The sequence below is a fragment of the Sediminibacillus sp. JSM 1682029 genome (assembly GCF_041366435.1).
Classification (GTDB): domain Bacteria; phylum Bacillota; class Bacilli; order Bacillales; family Amphibacillaceae; genus Sediminibacillus; species Sediminibacillus terrae.
On sequence record NZ_JBEWYY010000002.1, the window covers coordinates 276784 to 293238 of the forward strand.

Below are 16455 nucleotides of genomic sequence, written 5' to 3' on the forward strand. Positions count from 1 at the left end.
TTTTTCGTATCTTCCCTCATTCTTTGTGATTGGACATTGCTTCTTTCTGGTCTTGTTCCGTGCTTTCTTCCATCGAAGCCGGCTCGGCAACAGGTTCGTCGAGTTGTTCGTTTTTCTTTTTCAACGAGCGGACTTCCTTTTGCAATCGAAGCACTTTGACCCAGCCCACGGCAGCCGTGATCAATCCCCCCATCAAGACAGATATCAAGATGACCAGGATCAATGGTGCATTTCCGGTTCCGAATAAGTAGTCGACTTCTACAGGTTCGACATTAATAACAGCGAAAATCGCCACAATCAATGCAAATATGAGTGCAAGGATGATATAGCTTTGCCCTTTCATTTGTTTCCTCCTTTACTGCATGATAGAGGTTATAAACACCGGTTAAAGATATACTTCCCAACCTAAGTAGAAAAAAAACCCTCGTAATTCAGTGACGCCACTGACCCTATAAAAGTGCAACTTTCCACTCCGGCAAGGTACTTCGCTTTCCACGGACACGGCTTCAGCTAACTTGGCAAAGAATGAGATACCTTCTTCTGGAGTGTTTTCCGTTTTGCCTCATGTCCTTGCGGATAGAAAGCGAAGCCGCATGGAGACCAGGTTTACTTCTTTTCCTTATTATGCAATTGTCCAGTTTCCAAAGAATAAAGGAACCTCCGTACTTATTTTTTGTCTTCTCCTCTGTTTAGATACCTATCAACCAATAAAAGAATACTGTCTAGTCATCTTGTCTTGATAAAGTAGAAATCAGAGCACAAAAACGTAGCGAAGGCAAGATACGGAGACTCCAACGGGAACAGCACGAGCTGAAAATCCCGCAAGAAAGCGTTTTTTGCTTTCTGAGGAAGTTGAAGCCGTGCCCGTGGAACGCGTAGTATCTTGCCGTAGCGATTCGAAGCACACATCAAACAACAGGATATAACGAGAATATAAAACGAAAACCGAACGAATTTGATTGGTAGTTAGAATTATTTCGGTATTTGATTTGGCGGCCATGCTTTTGTCCCGGTCTCTTTATCTAATTTCAAGTGATTATTGCCCTCTATTCCTTCATTCGTTTCACTACGACGGAAGTAAGCTAATAAGCTGGGATCAAAGACGTCATCTTCTGGTACCATCTCAAAGAAACATTTAAAGGACATGTCGACCTGAGCGCGTTCCACGCGATTTCCATCAGACAATGTATACATGGTTTTCAAGAGAAGGTATTGGAGCATACGAAGGGGATGAACAGCGTTCCGTCCATTGTCATGACAGTATTTGTCCTTCAATTCGTCATAAACGAAGGAAAAATCGATAAGCTCATTGATTTCCCGAAGAAGATGGTCCTTAGGGACCAACATATCGTAAAGCCCTTCATACTGGCTTAAATTCATGGATAATGGACGGTCTAACATCGAATCCCTCCCTTTTATGTATTAGAAAAAAGCGTGACTTTCTTTTAAAAATCAAAGAAAATCACGCTTTTTCGTTTTACCTCTGTCGATTCCACGATGAGCGTTCGGTGGTGACGCCTGCGGGAACAGCGCCAGCCGAAGTCCCATGGTCAACTGGGTTTTCAAGACCAGGTCAGCTGTGGCCGTGTCCCACAGAGAGGCACCTTAAACCTGCGGTCCGCCTGTTTGTTTTTTCTTCACATAGTTAATTGGTTTTTCTTTGATATTTCTTCCACGGAAAATCAACCAAAGCTGGGCTGCAATAAATAATGACGAATAGGTTCCGGCAATTAGCCCGACAACTAACGCAAAGGAAAAGTTAGTAATCGAGGATGCACCGAACACCAGCAGCATAACAGCGGCAAACACCACTGTAATAACCGTATTGAAGCTTCTCGCCAGGGTTTGCATTAAGCTGCGGTTGACGATTTTCGCTAGCTCTCCGAACGATTTCACCCGTTTCTTAAGCTTCAGGTTTTCCCTGATCCGATCAAATGTAACAATAGTATCGTTGATCGAATAACCGACTATTGTCAGTATCGCAGCGATAATCGTAATATCGAATTCCAATCTCGTAATGCTGAACAACGCCACGATGAAAAATGCATCATGCAGCAAAGCGATGATTGCTGTAAGTGCAAAGAAAAATTCAAAACGGATTGTCACATAAACGATGATGCATAGCGCGGCATACAACACTGCCATCACAGCGTTTTTGGCGAGCTCCTGTCCAACTACAGGCGACACCGTACTAACGCTTGGATTGTTCCCGTATTGATCACTGAAATAATCTTGGAATTCTCCTACTTCGTCCTGAGACAGGACTGTATCGAACCTTGCCACTGCGATGTCGTTATCATCTCCGGAAATGACGATTTGTTCCGGGGAATGTCCGAGTTCTTCAAAATCTTCTTCGATTGCTTCCTGAGTCAGACTTGTATCGGCAAGAACTTCCACTCTGGATCCCGCCGTAAAGTCGATCCCGAGGTTCAACCGGAAAACGGCCAGACAAATTACACCGGCAAGGACAAGAATAAGGGAGAGCGAAAAGAACTTTTTACGATGGCTCACCAAATCAAATGTGCGCCCGAATAACTTCGGTTCTACCTCATCGGTATTGTCCTTGTCTTGTATATCTTTGGATTTCACGCCAAACCAGCCAGGACGTTTATTTAGAAAACGGCTGTTTACCCAAAGACCAAGAAACAGCCTTGTTCCATAAACTGCTGTAATAAAGCTGACCAATATGCTGATAATCAACATAGTGGCAAATCCCTTGACCGAACTTGTCCCGAAAATAAATAACACTGCCGCCGCAATCATCGTGGTGATATTGGCATCGAGAATCGTCGACAGGGAATTTTTGTTACCGGCTTTGAATGCGGATTGTACCGATTTACCGGATTTCAATTCCTCCTTGATCCGTTCATAGGTGATGATGTTGGCATCGACCGCCATCCCTACCCCTAGTATCAGAGCAGCGATTCCGGGTAAAGTCAACACCCCGTTCATCCATTCAAATACAAGCAGGATCAAGTAAATATAAATGCTCAATGTAATGGAAGCAATCACACCAGGGAAACGGTAGTAGACCATCATAAACAAGAAAATGAGCGCTACTCCGATAAAACCGGCAAAAACTGTTTTATCAAGTGCCTGTTGTCCAAATTGTGCTCCCACTGAGGTAGAATACACCTCATTTAAATTTACCGGCAATGAACCGGCATTTAAAATATCTGCCAAGCGTTGGGCAGAATCAACTGTGAAGTTACCGCTGATTTGAACATTCGATGTATTCAATGTCTGATTGACTGCCGGCGCGGAAATATACTTGGGATCTTCTTTCTTTGATTCTTCCTCAAATGAATCTCCTTCTTCATAATCCATCCAGATCACCAGACGGTTATCAGGCATTTGCGAGATTTCCCTCGTAACGTCTGCAAATTTAGAAGGGTCCTTCAACTGAAGAGTAACGATCGGCTGATTGGTGTTTGGATCAAAGTCCTGCCGAGCGCTGTTCTCTTTTAAGTCATCTCCGTTTAAGTATTCTTTATCATTGACATCACGAAATGATAATTGGGCTGAAGTTGAGAGCAACTCCCTTGCCTCATTCTGGTCGTCCACTCCCGCGAGCTGTACCCGAATCCGGTTCGGCTCCTCAATATTGAAATTCGGTTCATTGACACCTAGAACATCGACACGTTCACGGAGCGCTTCCGTCGTCGCTTCCAACGTTTCCATGCTGACATCCGAATCACCATCCAGTGTCTCCACTTCATATAACACTTCAAAACCGCCCTGCAAATCAAGGCCTAGCTTGATATCCTTGGTTATACCTGTAATCGTTGTCCCAATCGTCCCTGCAAAAATCAACACGATTAGAAAAAAGGCAACGATTCTGCCTCTTTTAACCATCCTGTTTGTGCCTCCTCATACTCCATCCGCTCTAACAGCAAATACAGCTAATTTGTGACCGGCTAAATCGCCTGGATCCTTTTTTCATTAATGTTTCATATCAAACAACACATAGGAACATTATAGAAATTATTTACATGAAGGTCAATGGACTATTCCTATCCTTCTTCTTCAACAGGGCCGGATAAAGCGGCAATGGATGCCATTAAATCGTCGTCTTGATAAGCTTGAACGGTTAAATAACTCATATAAATGTTTGAACTCAAATGAAAAATATCTCCCACAACCTCATGGACACGCTTGGGGGGATTGCCTTTCCATACCTTCTTCTTGAGACAATTCCATACATCCAGAGAAGTCGCCCTGGAGTACCCCATCAATTGAAATTCTTCCACTTTGCTTTCCAGTATCAATTCCATTTCTTTTTTCCATTCATCAACTAGTTTTTCCTCCGCCACTGGTGCGCCCCCTCTAGCTTTTGATAATTTTTTTACCTGCCTGTCATGCTTGGCCAACCACCTTGCATATACATTCATTGTATATGAATTATAAAAATTTGAGAAGGCAGGTCGTTACTTGTGACCAAGCAAACATTTCTTCAGGGGACCCTGATTTTGATAGCAGCCGGTATGATCACCAGATTCTTAGGCTTTATCAACCGCATCATCGTTGCAAGATTAATGGGGGAGGAAGGGATAGGGCTGTATATGATGGCTCTTCCTACCTTGTTTCTCGTCTATACACTCACCCAGTTCGGACTGCCGATAGCTATTTCAAAACGGGTAGCAGAGGCAGAAGCACATGGTGATCTCAAAAAGATCAAACGCATTCTAATTATTTCTCTGACTATTACCGGGACACTTAGCGTCATTTTCCTCGTCGGATTGATTTTGATCGCTCCGATAGTAGCGACAAAGTTCTTAACGGATGAACGGACGCTTTATCCGTTGCTCGCAATCAGCCCGATGGTTCCGATTTCGGCTGTTTCCTCTGTCATCCGTGGATACTTCCAGGGAAGACAAAACATGAAACCACAGAGCTACGCTCAAGTCATTGAACAGATTGTCAGGATTTGCTGTGTTTCATTTTTAGTTAAATTGTTTCTTCCTTATGGAGTGGAATTCGCCGCGGCAGGTGCCATGTTTTCTGTTATTGTCGGAGAACTTTGCTCGTTGTTTTTCATGCTGCGCATGTTTAAAACGAAGAAGCGTATCAAGTTGCGGGCTGACATCCTCCACTATATCAAATCCGGAAGAACGACATTCAATGAACTCATGTCGATTGCCTTGCCCGGAACCGGGAGCCGCCTTGTGGGTTCTGTTTCCAATTTTCTCGAACCGATTCTCGTTTCACAAAGTCTGGCCATTGCAGGATTTCATACTGTAGCTGCGACAAAACTTTATGGCTCGCTTACGGGATATGCTCTTCCATTACTGTTCATGCCTACCTTCATCACCCATTCGCTCGCTGTCGCCATGGTGCCGAACATCAGTGAAGCAGACGCGAAACAAAACAGCCAACTCGTTCACTATCGCATTCATCAGGCGATCCGGATTTCTTTTGCTTCTGGTGCTTTGGCGACAGTGATCCTGATGCTTTTTTCGGTCCCGATTCTGGAATTCATGTATGGAACCAGCAGTGCAAGCAGATTTTTGATTTTAATGGCCCCATTCTTCGTCATGCTGTATGTGCAGTTCCCTTTAAACGCAGCACTGCAAGCATTGAATTATGCAAAAGAAGCAATGTGGAACAGCATCATCAGCACAGGGGTGAAATTTGCAGTCTTGGTCATTTTTGCTACCAATCCTCAATTCGGGATCATGGGGGTTGCCTTGGGAATGATTGTAGGTGTGGTTCTTGGTACTATGCTCCATATGGCTACTTTGATCAAAGTCATTTCCTTCAAACTGCCTTGGCTGGATTTTCTGAAAATGGTCTGTTTGTTTGCCATTACCTGGTGGGCAGGAAATCTGCTGAAGCAGTTAATTCCAGGATATGCGGACAATTTGTTGATTTTTCTTGCCATCCTTGCAGTTCTGGGAATCTTTTATCTCGTTTTATTGTTTCAATTTAAATTTTTATCGATGGCCGAGCTGCGTCAATTCCCGCTTCTGAACCGTTTGATCCGTAAATAGGATAAAGCCTGCCATGGCATGGCGACAAAATCAGGTGAGTCACCCCTCCTCGATAAAAAAGGGACCGGTCAGACCGCGGACCGCTAATAAGCCCGGGCTGGCCCTCTCCATGCAACCGTGGAAAGTGCAGCTCTGGAACAGGTTCTTCACTGCCAAAACCCATGGCATTTTCTATTTTTTTTCGTTTTTTATATCGATATAAATTTGATCATCTTTGTCGATACTGCAAAAAGAGACCTCTTCGACTGTGAGATCTCGCTTTTTCACTTCCTCAATGAGCCAATCCTTGGTTCTATCTATTTTTTCCAGAGAATCATATTGAATTTTCCCGTCTACGATCATGGGTACTACGTATCCCTCTGATGATATACCCTCCTTGTCATTATCCGACTTTTCAAATATGGATAGTTTTCCGGACGCTTCAAGAATCGCAAATTCTACATCATGGATACTCTTTGTGCCGTTTTCCCGCAGTTGCTGCATCAAATCATTAAAATTGTAACGTTGTTTCCGCATTTCATGTTCATCGATTTTCCCTTTCGAAATAATCACAGAAGGTTTGCCTTCAAACCATCCACGAAATCGTTGATTTTTCAAGGACGCCCAGGCAGTAAAGCGTTGAATGACCATCAAAACAGCCATGGGTATGATAGCTTGGGCGATATTCGACTTCGGTTCCTCGATGGCGAAAACCGCCATTTCCCCAATCATGATAAATACGACGATATCCAAAAGGCTTAATTCTCCGATTTCCCGTTTTCCCATCAAACGAAAAATCACCACGATAATTAAATAGGTGAAAACAGTGCGGAATATTATCTTCCCAAGTTCGATATCCATAATCAAATCACTTCCCAAAATCACAGTTATAGCTATTATTGCTAATAGACTGGATTTTATGCTGCAGATGACGCTTGCTTACAAGCTCTGCTGGAAAGGAACGAGATAGCGAAAATAAATATATATGGTTGATACGATTAACGAAACGAGCACGAGTGGAATCCCATAACAAAGAAATTTGATAAAAGGGATACGCTGCCCATTTCCCTCTGCAAGACCCGCTACCACGACGTTGGCAGAAGCCCCGATCAATGTTCCATTCCCCCCCAGACAAGCCCCCAGTGCCAATGACCACCACAGCGGATCCAAGTTCGCCATTCCGTACGATTGAAATTCCTTCACCACCGGGATCATAGCAGCTACGAACGGGATATTATCGATAATCCCTGAGAACAAACCCGCCGTCCATAAAATCAGCAACGCCGTGAAGGGCAGATCCCCTTCTGTCAGTATCATGATTCCCCTGGCCAGTTCATCGATGACTCCGACTCTCTCCAATCCACCGACTAACATGAATAATCCGATGAAGAAAAACAAAGTGATCCATTCTACCTCTTGAAACACTTTTTCTGTACCAGCTTCTTTGTCAGTGAGAAGAAGCAGTAAGAGTGCCCCTGCTACTGCTACTGTGGTCAATTCAATATGGAACACCGGATGAAGCAAGAATCCGGTGATTGTCAGTAATAGAACCGTTACCGATTGATAAAGCATCGGTGTCTTTTTTAAATAGGCTGTTCCATCCATTCCCATCAACTGATCAATGCGGTCCTCGTTTTTCTTCAACTTATTGCGAAATAAAATGACAACTGAAATCATCATGACTGAAAACAGTAAAACGACAACAGGCCCTAAATGAACAATAAACGACAGGAAGGTTAAATGCTCTACCGCCTGGCCGATCATGATGTTTGGCGGATCCCCGATCAAAGTGGCGGTTCCTCCGATATTGGCGCTGAAGATGATTGTCAACAAATAGGGAAATGACGGAAGCTGCAACAGCCTGGTCAATGTCAAAACAATCGGAACAAACAGGAGTACGGTTGTCACATTATCAAGCAAGGCAGACCCAAGCGCTGTAAGGACAGAACAACCAACCAGCAGCGGAATGGGAGCACCATGCACTCTCTGGGCAAAAGCAATTGCAATAAATTCAAACAGTCCCGTTTTTTTCGTGATGGACACGAGTACCATCATCGAAAACAATAAAGCAATCGTATTCCAATCGATGTAATGTGTATAAGCATCTTCCCAACGGTAAATGCCTGTCAGAAGAAGCAGGACCCCTCCTGATAAAGCAACAAGCGCCCGGTTGATTTTCTCGGTCATAATGAAAAAGTAACTGATGATGAAAACCGCAATGGCTACCACAGCAGACATGCATTTCTCCCCTTCCCCACGAAAATGCCTGATCGAGCTTCCTTTTAAAAATCCATTACTAAGAATGTATTCAGAGCTTGGGCAAATATTTAATTCTAATTTAAAAAACCCCGAATAAGCTGTTACAAAAGGGACAAACACATAGGGAGGTAATCAGATGGCACGGACACGAATGACCGCACTTCTTTATGGATGGATTACAGCATTGGGAATTATCTTGGCAGCAAGCCTGATTTTATCCATTCTTTTGAAGTTCACCAGTTTTGGGGCAAATGCATTGAACTGGACGACTATCGCAATCAGTATTGCGGCACTGTTCATCGGTGGCCTTATTTCTGGTCTGAAAGGAAAAGAAAAGGGTTGGATATTGGGTGGCCTGACAGGACTGGGGTTTATCCTTTTTGTTTTGCTGTATCAATACCTCGGATACCGTACGGGCATCAGATTGGAGCAGCTCGTTCATTATGGTGGTTTTTTAGCTGCATCGCTAATCGGAGGCATGCTGGGTGTCAACTTAAGCACAGAAGACAATACGTCTTCCAAGTAGATAGTTGAGACGATGCAAGAGGAATGGAAGAAAAGTTTCTTTCAGAAGGACAAGGCCGGATGCAGCTTCCAGTCTTGTTTCTTTTCATTTTCAAAAATTTCTTTGGTTCAGGAATGAGTCATCCGGTCCTTTTTTTCACAAATGATGAGGTCACGGGAGAAGAACAAAAAAAAACTCCGATGCCCCTTTATACAAGGAAGCAAATCGGAGTTTGTAAAACAAAAATTTGATTTTAATCTTGGGAAACTACATCTCTTACCGCGGAACGGTCGTATGTAATCTTTGTACCATCCTGGGTAGTCAAAACAAGCGTACCCTCGTCCAGCGCATGCACCGTTCCATGCATGCCGCCAATCGTGATGACTTTATCCCCTTTTTTTAGATCTGACTGCATTTGGCGTACTTGCTTTTGCTTCTTTTGCTGTGGACGGATCAAAAGGAAATAAAAAATAACGAACATTAATATGATCGGTGCTAATGATGCTAAAATATCCATCGTATTTCCTCCCTTCTAAAAGTTTTTTGCATTCGGTTTGTTAAAACCATATTGTTCAAAGAATTCCTCTCTGAAATCGCCAAGACGATCTTCTTTTATCGCTTCGCGGACTTGCATCATTAATTCTAACAGAAAATAAAGATTATGGTAAGTAGTTAAACGAAAGCCGAATGTTTCGTTAGCTTTAATGAGATGCCGGATATAAGCGCGGGAATAATTTCGGCAAACATGACAGCTGCAATTTGGATCCAACGGACCGAAATCCCGTGCATACTTCGCATTTCGGACAACCAGTCTGCCGTTGGAAGTCATACACGTTCCATTTCTTGCAACCCTAGTAGGAAGCACACAATCAAACATGTCTATTCCCCGGATCGCCCCGTCGATCAATGAATCGGGCGATCCCACTCCCATCAGGTAACGCGGTTTGTTTGTCGGCAGCATCGGAGTAGTAAACTCCAGCACTTTATTCATGACATCTTTCGGCTCTCCGACAGACAATCCTCCGACCGCATAACCGGAAAAATCAAGCGAGGTAAGATCCCGGGCACTTTGACGACGGAGTTCTTCGTACTCACCACCCTGCACAATACCGAACAACCCCTGCTCTCCCGGGCGTTTATGTGCCTCCAGACAGCGTTCTGCCCACCTGCTTGTCCTTTCCACTGATGCTTTCATATAATCGTGGGACGCTGGATACGGAGGACATTCGTCAAATGCCATCATGATATCCGATCCCAGAGAATTCTGGATTTGAATTGCTTTTTCAGGAGATAAAAACAACTTTTCCCCACTGATATGATTCCGGAAATGAACCCCTTGTTCCTCGATATCCCGTAAATCACTGAGACTGAAGACCTGAAAACCACCTGAGTCGGTCAAAATAGCACCATCCCAGTTCATGAATTTATGCAGGCCTCCCGCCTCTTCAACAATGTCTTCACCGGGACGCAGCCATAAATGATAAGTATTGGAAAGAATGATTTTAGCCCCCATCTCCTCCAACTCTTCAGGGCTCATCGTCTTTACTGTCGCAAGGGTTCCGACCGGCATAAACATCGGTGTATCAAACGAACCGTGGGGTGTATGCACACGCCCCAGGCGGGCTCCTGTCTGTTTGCATGTTTTGATATGTTCATAGGTGATTGGCATTAACTGCACCCTTTCTTTGTCTTCTATAATAGCTTATACAATCAGCATTGCGTCTCCGAAGCTGAAAAAACGGTATCGTTGATCTACTGCTTCACGATACGCTTTCAGGATAAAATCCTTTCCCGCCAGCGCACTTACCAGCATGATCAATGTCGATTTCGGAAGATGGAAATTCGTGATGAGCCCGTCAATCGCCGTAAAACGGTAAGGGGGATAAATGAAGATATCCGTCCATCCGCTTGCTTGTGTGAATACCCCGCCATTGTCCCGAGTGATGGTTTCCAGTGTTCTTGTCGAAGTCGTCCCGACTGAAATGATTTTTCCACCAGCCGCTTTGATCCTATTCAACTGATCAGCGGTTTCCTTGGACATGTGATAAAACTCACTATGCATGTCATGTTCTTCAATGCTGTCGACACTCACCGGCCGAAAAGTTCCCAAACCGACATGCAGAGTGACGAAGGCAAGCTCGACACCCTTCTCTTTAATCCGTTCAAGCAGTTCCTCGGTAAAATGAAGTCCGGCTGTTGGTGCTGCCGCCGAGCCTTCTTCTTTTGCATAAACCGTTTGATACCTGTCTTTATCCGGCAGCTGCTCCTTTATGTATGGAGGGAGCGGCATTTCGCCAAGCTGTTCGAGCACTTCCAGAAAAATCCCGTCGTATTCGAAGCGGACAATCCTTCCACCGTGCTCTTTGATTCCGGTGCAAACGGCTCGCAGTTGTCCGTCTCCAAATAAGATGACTGTTCCTTCTTTAATTTTCTTTGCGGGCTTAGCAAGCACTTCCCACTCATCCTGTTGTTGTTGATGTAGCAGCAAAACTTCTATTTTTCCACCTGTATCCTGTTTACTGCCATAGAGCCTGGCCGGCAAAACTTTGGTATCATTCAATACAAGGCAATCGCCAGGTGATAAATAGTCAATCACGTCCGAAAAGTGTTGATGACTGATTGTCTGATTCAGACGGTCCATCACAAGCAAACGGGACGCTGTTCGATCCTCCAATGGCGTTTGTGCGATTAATTCCTCAGGCAAGTCAAAATCAAAATCATTTATATCCATTGTCAATCTCCTTACTATGTTATCGGAATTTCCCTATAATAAATAAAATCACCGATAAGATGATACTGACCAAAATTGAAGTCATGATCGGAAAGTGAAAGGACACATTCCCTTTTTTAAAACTAATATCGCCAGGAAGCCTGCCGAATATCCCCCACAGCAATCCAATGATAATAAAAACGACTCCTATTACAATAAATAGTTTTCCCATTCCGGTCAAGCTTTCGGCACCTCCCGGTTGAAATGGTGATATGCTTTGGCAGTGACCTGCCTGCCCCTCGGCGTCCGCTGAATGAACCCGGTCTGAAGAAGGAACGGTTCATACACATCCTCTATTGTCTGGGATTCTTCCCCAATAGTTGCCGAGATGGTGTCCAATCCGACTGGACCACCGTTAAATCCATCGATGATGCCCAGCAGTAATTTATGGTCGATATGATCCAGGCCGGCAGCATCTACTTGAAGCATTTCCAACGCCGTTTTGGTTGTTTGTTGTGAAATGACCTGCTCACCTTGCACCTGTGATATGTCCCTTACCCTTTTTAGCAGCCTATTGGCAATCCGCGGTGTACCTCTGGACCTTCTGGCGATTTCAATTGCTGCTTCTTTTTCGATTCCTACTTGGAAGATCTCTGCTGTTCTTTCCACAATGGCACACAGGTCTTTTGTTTCATAATATTCCAAACGACTGAGAACACCAAACCGATCGCGCAACGGAGCTGTCAGCAACCCTGCACGGGTCGTAGCCCCGACAAGCGTGAACGGCGGTAAATCAAGCCGTACAGAGCGGGCACTGGAACCGGAGCCTATGACAATATCAAGGCAAAAATCCTCCATGGCAGGATAAAGAATTTCTTCTACCGCCCGGGGCAGCCGGTGGATTTCGTCGATGAACAAAACATCTCCGGCCTCCAATGAAGAAAGTATCGCTGCAAGGTCACCCGCCCGCTCGATCGCGGGTCCTGAGGTCGTACGGAATTGCACCCCCATTTCGTTGGCTATGATGGAAGCCAATGTCGTTTTCCCAAGTCCGGGAGGTCCGTAAAGTAAAACGTGATCAAGCGGCTCATTTCTCATTCTGGCTGCTTCTATAAAGATGCGCAAATTACCCTTTGCCTTATCCTGTCCAATATACTGGGCAAGATTGATCGGACGCAGGCTAAGCTCCATCGACTGATCGTCTTCCTGCAATTCGCCGGAAATCATTCGTTCTTCCACGTTATCTCCCCTTTATCAATAAGAAGTTCTCTCTGGCTGATCCATTTATACAACAGGCACTTATTTCATCAACAAAGCCAATCCTTTACGGATATACGGATCGGAATTTTCATGGTGTTCCTGTTTCAATGTCGGTACGATTGCTTTTACTTCGCGTTCCGAATATCCCAGTGCTTTCATGGCGGCAACTGCTTCCTCCAAGGCGTTGTTTTGTCCCTGGAGAGCATCTGCTTCCGAAGAACGGTCGGCAGTTTCGAGTGCGACAGCCGCAAATCCATCAGGCAGCTTCCCCTTCAAGTCAAGGATCATTTGGCGTGCTGTTTTTTTGCCGATACCCGGAAATTGAGTCAAAAACTTATCGTCTTCCCTTTCGATAGCCGATACGAATTCTTCCACCCGCACAGAAGCAAGAACGGCCAACGCCCCTTTCGGACCAATTCCTGATACATTCAGCAGTTTGGAGAACAATAATTTGTCATCTGTTTTTTTAAAACCAAACAATGTTTGATTATCTTCTCTGACGTAATGATACGTATAAATCAGTACTTGCTCACCTAAAGAATCCTGAAATGCGAATGGATTTGCACAAATAATTTCATAACCAACCCCATTCGCTTCCACTACTACAGCTTCTTCATTCACTGCTTCCAAATTTCCCTTTATGTATGCGATCATCGTGATTATTCTCCCCTATCCACAATAGCCTGTATCTATCTTACCATACAAGCGTATGTTCGTATAACTGTTTTCTATCTAAGCTTACTTGGTGACTATGGGGAGATTCACGAATCATGATAAAAAGGATTCCGGCTGAAAACCGGAACCCTCCATTAACTGTTGACTGAACGCTGGGGAGCCATACCTCGATAAGCCTCCAGAACATACTGGTAAACTTGTTTGGAATCAATTTTGATACCGTTCTGAAGCCTTTGCCGCTGGTAACTCTCCAGCTCACCCGTATCGATCTGATAAAAGGATTGTATCACTTGTTCATGGATAGGCAGTCCTTCAAATATCGCCAATTGGTTGTCAGATAAGCCGAAGTAACCATGTTCCTTCATGTACGGTGAAATGTCAGCAATTTCTTTTTTTAAAACAACCTTTCCTTCCTGCTGTTCGACTACCTTCCAATCATGATAATACGACCAGAAATCTTCCATCGCCCATATTTTTTCCTCATGGGTGCTGTTTTCTACATGTCCGTCCATGTATTGCTTTTGCAGGGTCACTTCCAATACCAATGGTTCTTTTGGTGCAGCTTGCTCTTCTTGTGCCAAGACTTGAGTCGTCCGTCCGCCAGTTGAATGTATCAGTATACCGAACAACAGGAATACACCGGCTATTCCCATAACTGCCTTGTAACAGACAAAAAGCTTTCGTCGTTGTCTCACACTATCCACCCCATATTTTAAAATAGCCAAACCTCTATTTGACAGTTTGGCCATTTTCCACACTTTTTATCCTGAGGAAGAGTGGTCAGCGCACAGAAAAACCGGCAGTTTCCTATAAAAACGCCGGTTAAGAATCACTTTATAATTGAGCAAGAATTTCCTCGTCTGCATCAAGGTTATGGTAAACGTCCTGAACGTCTTCGTTATCTTCCAGCATATCTACCAGACGTATCATCTGTTTCGCTTCGTCTTCACCGAGCGGTGAGAGCGTCTGTGGTATCATCGTCAATTCTGCCGTTGAAAAAGTATAACCATCGGCTTCCAATTGATTTTTCACTTCAGCAAAGCTTTCCGGATCCGTATAGATTTCAAAAACATCGTCCGTCGTTTCCATTTCTTCTGCACCAGCTTCTATGACTGCCAACAGCATTTCATCCTCGTCCGCATCCGTTGTACTTCTATCGATGACGAGATAACCCTTTCGGTCGAACATGAATGCAACACAGCCGTTTTCTCCGAGGTTCCCGCCGTTTTTATTAAAAGCATAGCGCACTTCAGATGCAGTCCGATTTTTATTATCTGTCAAAGCTTTCACCATCACAGCAACTCCGCCTGGTCCGTAGCCTTCATATGTCATTTCTTCATAGTTTACGCCTTCCAAGTCACCGGTCGCTTTTTTTATCGCGCGATCGATATTATCATTTGGCATGTTATTTGCTTTTGCTTTATCTACAGCCAAGCGGAGTGACGGGTTCATTTCCGGATCTCCACCGCCCTGTTTCGCTGCGACGAATATTTCCTTCGCCATCTTCATAAATATTTTGCCGCGCTTTGCATCCTGTGCATTCTTGCGTCGTTGTATATTTTTCCATTTAGAATGACCAGCCATAGGACATTCTCCTCTCTTAATGCTGAATAATTCAGTCAGGACATTGCCTGCAAGTAAAAGTTGAGAAAAAATTCCTTTATTACTATAACATAAAATTTTATGCTTATAAATATTTATATCCCCGGAGTCTGTATTAGTAGAGAATAATTGCTTTTGGCTTTTACACAAAAGATATAAATTGTGACATTGTTTGAATGGGCCTTTCTAGCCTTCCTATAGTCGTTAAGATGGGACTCGGCGCTGCGAAAATACCCTGCGCTTTCCGCGGGCGGCTGGTGAGCTTCCTCGAGCTGACGCTCTGCGGGATCTCACCGAGGCCTTTCCTCCCGCTGGAGTCTCCGGGTGTTTTCTTCGCTAGGAACAGCTTTCTGTTTAGAAACGCGTGGACTCGAAATTTTTAATCATAATACTCCATGCACCGTATCATCAAAAGACTTAGCTGGGAAAACAAGTAGAAAGTCCAAGAACAGGAGAAAAGAAGTACACATTTCCTGACAAACGTTTTTAAGATGGCTTGTTGGTTCTCAAGGAAAAAGTCTACGCTTTCTTTAATCAGCCTGCTCCTTAGCGCAGGGAGCATACGCAGACTCCTGCGGGAACAGCGCGAGCTGAAGATCCACTTGGTAAAGCGATTTTCTTTACCAAGTTAGCTGAAGCCGTGCCCGCGGAAAGCGAAGTATGCTACCGAAGCGTTGATTAGCACACGCTTTTTGAATAGGCAATGGAACTTCCTATTACAACCACTGCGCAATTTCTATCAAGAGCACGGAATGATAAATAAGGGATTTTGAGCCTCCGATTAAACAGACAGCCTGCATCATTTTACCATGTAAGAACCAGTTCAAATCCTCACGCTGGGGGTTCCAACCATCATAAATCGGGATTGTTGCCATTACGGTCTTCTTCCCAGCGCAAAAAAGCCCTTGCCACAGCGAATACTGCACAAAGGCAAAAATCTGTTATATCGTCTCATCTTACCGGTTCCTTGGCATCTCGATCTCTCATTTGGTTCCAATAGATGTCTCCAGTATAAACGAGAACCTCTTTTCCTTCAGCTTGGCGTTCCACTTTGCTGTAAACCTTGTCTGCTATCGATGCAGCATTATCATCATACTCCTGGTTCAAGGTAAGAGAAACGATGACACGTTGATCGGTAACGTAAACTTGGGCAAGCTTGACTTCATCCAGTCGATTTAGGTCCTCGGTAATGGATTGAGACAATTCGTTGTAAAAGCCGCCTAAATGACGCTGGCCAGGCGGCAGGTTCTCCTGGTAGCCGGTATAATCCTGCGCCTCTTCCTGACCGCCGTTTCGATTCCCTTCATCATCCAATTTCCGTTCGGCCTCATCGTGGGTACTATAGTCGATCGGCATAGTGGAGTCTTCCATGTCCTCACTAATCATTTGTCCTTCTTCCTGCTGATCTGCACACCCCGCTGCAACCATAAGAACCACACAGCCAAAAGCGAACAATAAAAATTTACTCAATAAAA

The 16455-nt window shown here is 44.4% G+C and carries 17 protein-coding genes and 1 pseudogene; 2 read left to right on the forward strand and 16 right to left on the reverse strand.

Features of this window, described 5'->3' with window-relative positions; genetic code table 11:
• Positions 1-16 precede the first annotated feature (16 nt).
• The 4 genes and pseudogenes from ABVF09_RS05260 to ABVF09_RS05275 all read right to left on the reverse strand — a co-directional run bounded on the left by ABVF09_RS05260 (position 17) and on the right by ABVF09_RS05275 (position 4313).
• Positions 17-343, reverse strand: coding sequence for a LapA family protein (locus ABVF09_RS05260; RefSeq protein ID WP_153464647.1), 327 nt, complete (start codon positions 341-343; stop codon positions 17-19).
• Positions 344-1068: 725 nt separating this feature from the next.
• Positions 1069-1401 (reverse strand): annotated as a pseudogene (locus tag ABVF09_RS05265) (transposase); the annotation flags it as partial.
• A gap of 204 nt (positions 1402-1605) precedes the next feature.
• Positions 1606-3855: a protein translocase subunit SecDF gene (gene secDF, locus ABVF09_RS05270; protein ID WP_153464649.1), complete on the reverse strand. Its 2250-nt coding sequence runs from the start codon at positions 3853-3855 to the stop codon at positions 1606-1608.
• Positions 3856-4013: 158 nt separating this feature from the next.
• Positions 4014-4313, reverse strand: coding sequence for a post-transcriptional regulator (locus ABVF09_RS05275; protein ID WP_026569840.1), 300 nt, complete (start codon positions 4311-4313; stop codon positions 4014-4016).
• Positions 4314-4433: 120 nt separating this feature from the next.
• Here ABVF09_RS05275 and spoVB point away from each other — a divergent pair, with 120 nt between their 5' ends.
• The gene (gene spoVB / locus ABVF09_RS05280; RefSeq protein ID WP_026771127.1) at positions 4434-5990 is read left to right on the forward strand and encodes a stage V sporulation protein B; all 1557 of its coding nucleotides are present in this window, start codon (positions 4434-4436) and stop codon (positions 5988-5990) included.
• 171 nt (positions 5991-6161) lie between these two features.
• Here the strand turns inward: spoVB and ABVF09_RS05285 are convergent, their stop codons facing one another.
• Both ABVF09_RS05285 and ABVF09_RS05290 read right to left on the reverse strand, forming a co-directional pair.
• The gene (locus tag ABVF09_RS05285; protein ID WP_035426677.1) at positions 6162-6830 is read right to left on the reverse strand and encodes a DUF421 domain-containing protein; all 669 of its coding nucleotides are present in this window, start codon (positions 6828-6830) and stop codon (positions 6162-6164) included.
• Positions 6831-6908: 78 nt separating this feature from the next.
• Positions 6909-8207: an ArsB/NhaD family transporter gene (locus tag ABVF09_RS05290; RefSeq protein ID WP_026771126.1), complete on the reverse strand. Its 1299-nt coding sequence runs from the start codon at positions 8205-8207 to the stop codon at positions 6909-6911.
• A 157-nt stretch (positions 8208-8364) separates the two neighbouring features.
• Between ABVF09_RS05290 and ABVF09_RS05295 the strand changes: the two genes are divergently transcribed.
• Positions 8365-8754 (forward strand): TIGR04086 family membrane protein, encoded by a 390-nt coding sequence (locus ABVF09_RS05295; RefSeq protein ID WP_026569836.1) that lies wholly within the window; start codon positions 8365-8367, stop codon positions 8752-8754.
• A gap of 232 nt (positions 8755-8986) precedes the next feature.
• Here the strand turns inward: ABVF09_RS05295 and yajC are convergent, their stop codons facing one another.
• From yajC to ABVF09_RS05345, 10 genes are all read right to left on the reverse strand, one after another.
• Entirely contained in the window at positions 8987-9250 is a 264-nt protein-coding gene (gene yajC / locus ABVF09_RS05300; protein WP_026569835.1) for a preprotein translocase subunit YajC, read from the reverse strand.
• Positions 9251-9265: 15 nt separating this feature from the next.
• Positions 9266-10402, reverse strand: coding sequence for a tRNA guanosine(34) transglycosylase Tgt (gene tgt, locus ABVF09_RS05305; RefSeq protein WP_026569834.1), 1137 nt, complete (start codon positions 10400-10402; stop codon positions 9266-9268).
• 33 nt (positions 10403-10435) lie between these two features.
• Positions 10436-11464 carry a tRNA preQ1(34) S-adenosylmethionine ribosyltransferase-isomerase QueA gene (queA, locus tag ABVF09_RS05310; protein WP_371068726.1) on the reverse strand — a complete coding sequence of 343 codons (1029 nt, stop codon included), beginning with the start codon at positions 11462-11464 and terminating at the stop codon, positions 10436-10438.
• Between the two features lie 19 nt (positions 11465-11483).
• On the reverse strand, positions 11484-11675 hold the full coding sequence (locus tag ABVF09_RS05315) for a DUF2905 domain-containing protein (RefSeq protein WP_035426777.1): 192 nt from the start codon (positions 11673-11675) through the stop codon (positions 11484-11486).
• A gap of 5 nt (positions 11676-11680) precedes the next feature.
• The gene (gene ruvB, locus ABVF09_RS05320; RefSeq protein WP_026569831.1) at positions 11681-12682 is read right to left on the reverse strand and encodes a Holliday junction branch migration DNA helicase RuvB; all 1002 of its coding nucleotides are present in this window, start codon (positions 12680-12682) and stop codon (positions 11681-11683) included.
• Between the two features lie 60 nt (positions 12683-12742).
• On the reverse strand, positions 12743-13357 hold the full coding sequence (gene ruvA, locus ABVF09_RS05325) for a Holliday junction branch migration protein RuvA (protein WP_026569830.1): 615 nt from the start codon (positions 13355-13357) through the stop codon (positions 12743-12745).
• Positions 13358-13512: 155 nt separating this feature from the next.
• Complete coding sequence (locus ABVF09_RS05330) at positions 13513-14073, reverse strand: BofC C-terminal domain-containing protein (protein WP_371068727.1); 561 nt, start codon at positions 14071-14073, stop codon at positions 13513-13515.
• Positions 14074-14212: 139 nt separating this feature from the next.
• Positions 14213-14962, reverse strand: a complete 750-nt coding sequence (locus tag ABVF09_RS05335) for a YebC/PmpR family DNA-binding transcriptional regulator (protein ID WP_026569828.1) — start codon at positions 14960-14962, stop codon at positions 14213-14215.
• Between the two features lie 734 nt (positions 14963-15696).
• Positions 15697-15855, reverse strand: a complete 159-nt coding sequence (locus ABVF09_RS05340; RefSeq protein ID WP_371068728.1) for a hypothetical protein — start codon at positions 15853-15855, stop codon at positions 15697-15699.
• A gap of 76 nt (positions 15856-15931) precedes the next feature.
• A complete protein-coding gene (locus tag ABVF09_RS05345) occupies positions 15932-16450 on the reverse strand; it encodes a YhcN/YlaJ family sporulation lipoprotein (RefSeq protein WP_371068729.1) in 519 nt (172 codons plus the stop codon).
• Positions 16451-16455 lie beyond the last annotated feature (5 nt).

Excerpts from the sequence above, each read along its gene's own strand:
- ABVF09_RS05260 (WP_153464647.1), bottom strand. The coding sequence starts at position 343 with ATGAAAGGGCAAAGCTATATCATCCTTGCACTCATATTTGCATTGATT.
- secDF (WP_153464649.1), bottom strand. The coding sequence starts at position 3,855 with ATGGTTAAAAGAGGCAGAATCGTTGCCTTTTTTCTAATCGTGTTGATT.
- ABVF09_RS05285 (WP_035426677.1), bottom strand. The coding sequence starts at position 6,830 with ATGGATATCGAACTTGGGAAGATAATATTCCGCACTGTTTTCACCTAT.
- ABVF09_RS05290 (WP_026771126.1), bottom strand. The coding sequence starts at position 8,207 with ATGTCTGCTGTGGTAGCCATTGCGGTTTTCATCATCAGTTACTTTTTC.
- ABVF09_RS05295 (WP_026569836.1), top strand. The coding sequence starts at position 8,365 with ATGGCACGGACACGAATGACCGCACTTCTTTATGGATGGATTACAGCA.
- yajC (WP_026569835.1), bottom strand. The coding sequence starts at position 9,250 with ATGGATATTTTAGCATCATTAGCACCGATCATATTAATGTTCGTTATT.
- tgt (WP_026569834.1), bottom strand. The coding sequence starts at position 10,402 with ATGCCAATCACCTATGAACATATCAAAACATGCAAACAGACAGGAGCC.
- queA (WP_371068726.1), bottom strand. The coding sequence starts at position 11,464 with ATGGATATAAATGATTTTGATTTTGACTTGCCTGAGGAATTAATCGCA.
- ABVF09_RS05315 (WP_035426777.1), bottom strand. The coding sequence starts at position 11,675 with ATGGGAAAACTATTTATTGTAATAGGAGTCGTTTTTATTATCATTGGA.
- ruvA (WP_026569830.1), bottom strand. The coding sequence starts at position 13,357 with ATGATCGCATACATAAAGGGAAATTTGGAAGCAGTGAATGAAGAAGCT.
- ABVF09_RS05335 (WP_026569828.1), bottom strand. The coding sequence starts at position 14,962 with ATGGCTGGTCATTCTAAATGGAAAAATATACAACGACGCAAGAATGCA.
- ABVF09_RS05340 (WP_371068728.1), bottom strand. The coding sequence starts at position 15,855 with ATGGCAACAATCCCGATTTATGATGGTTGGAACCCCCAGCGTGAGGAT.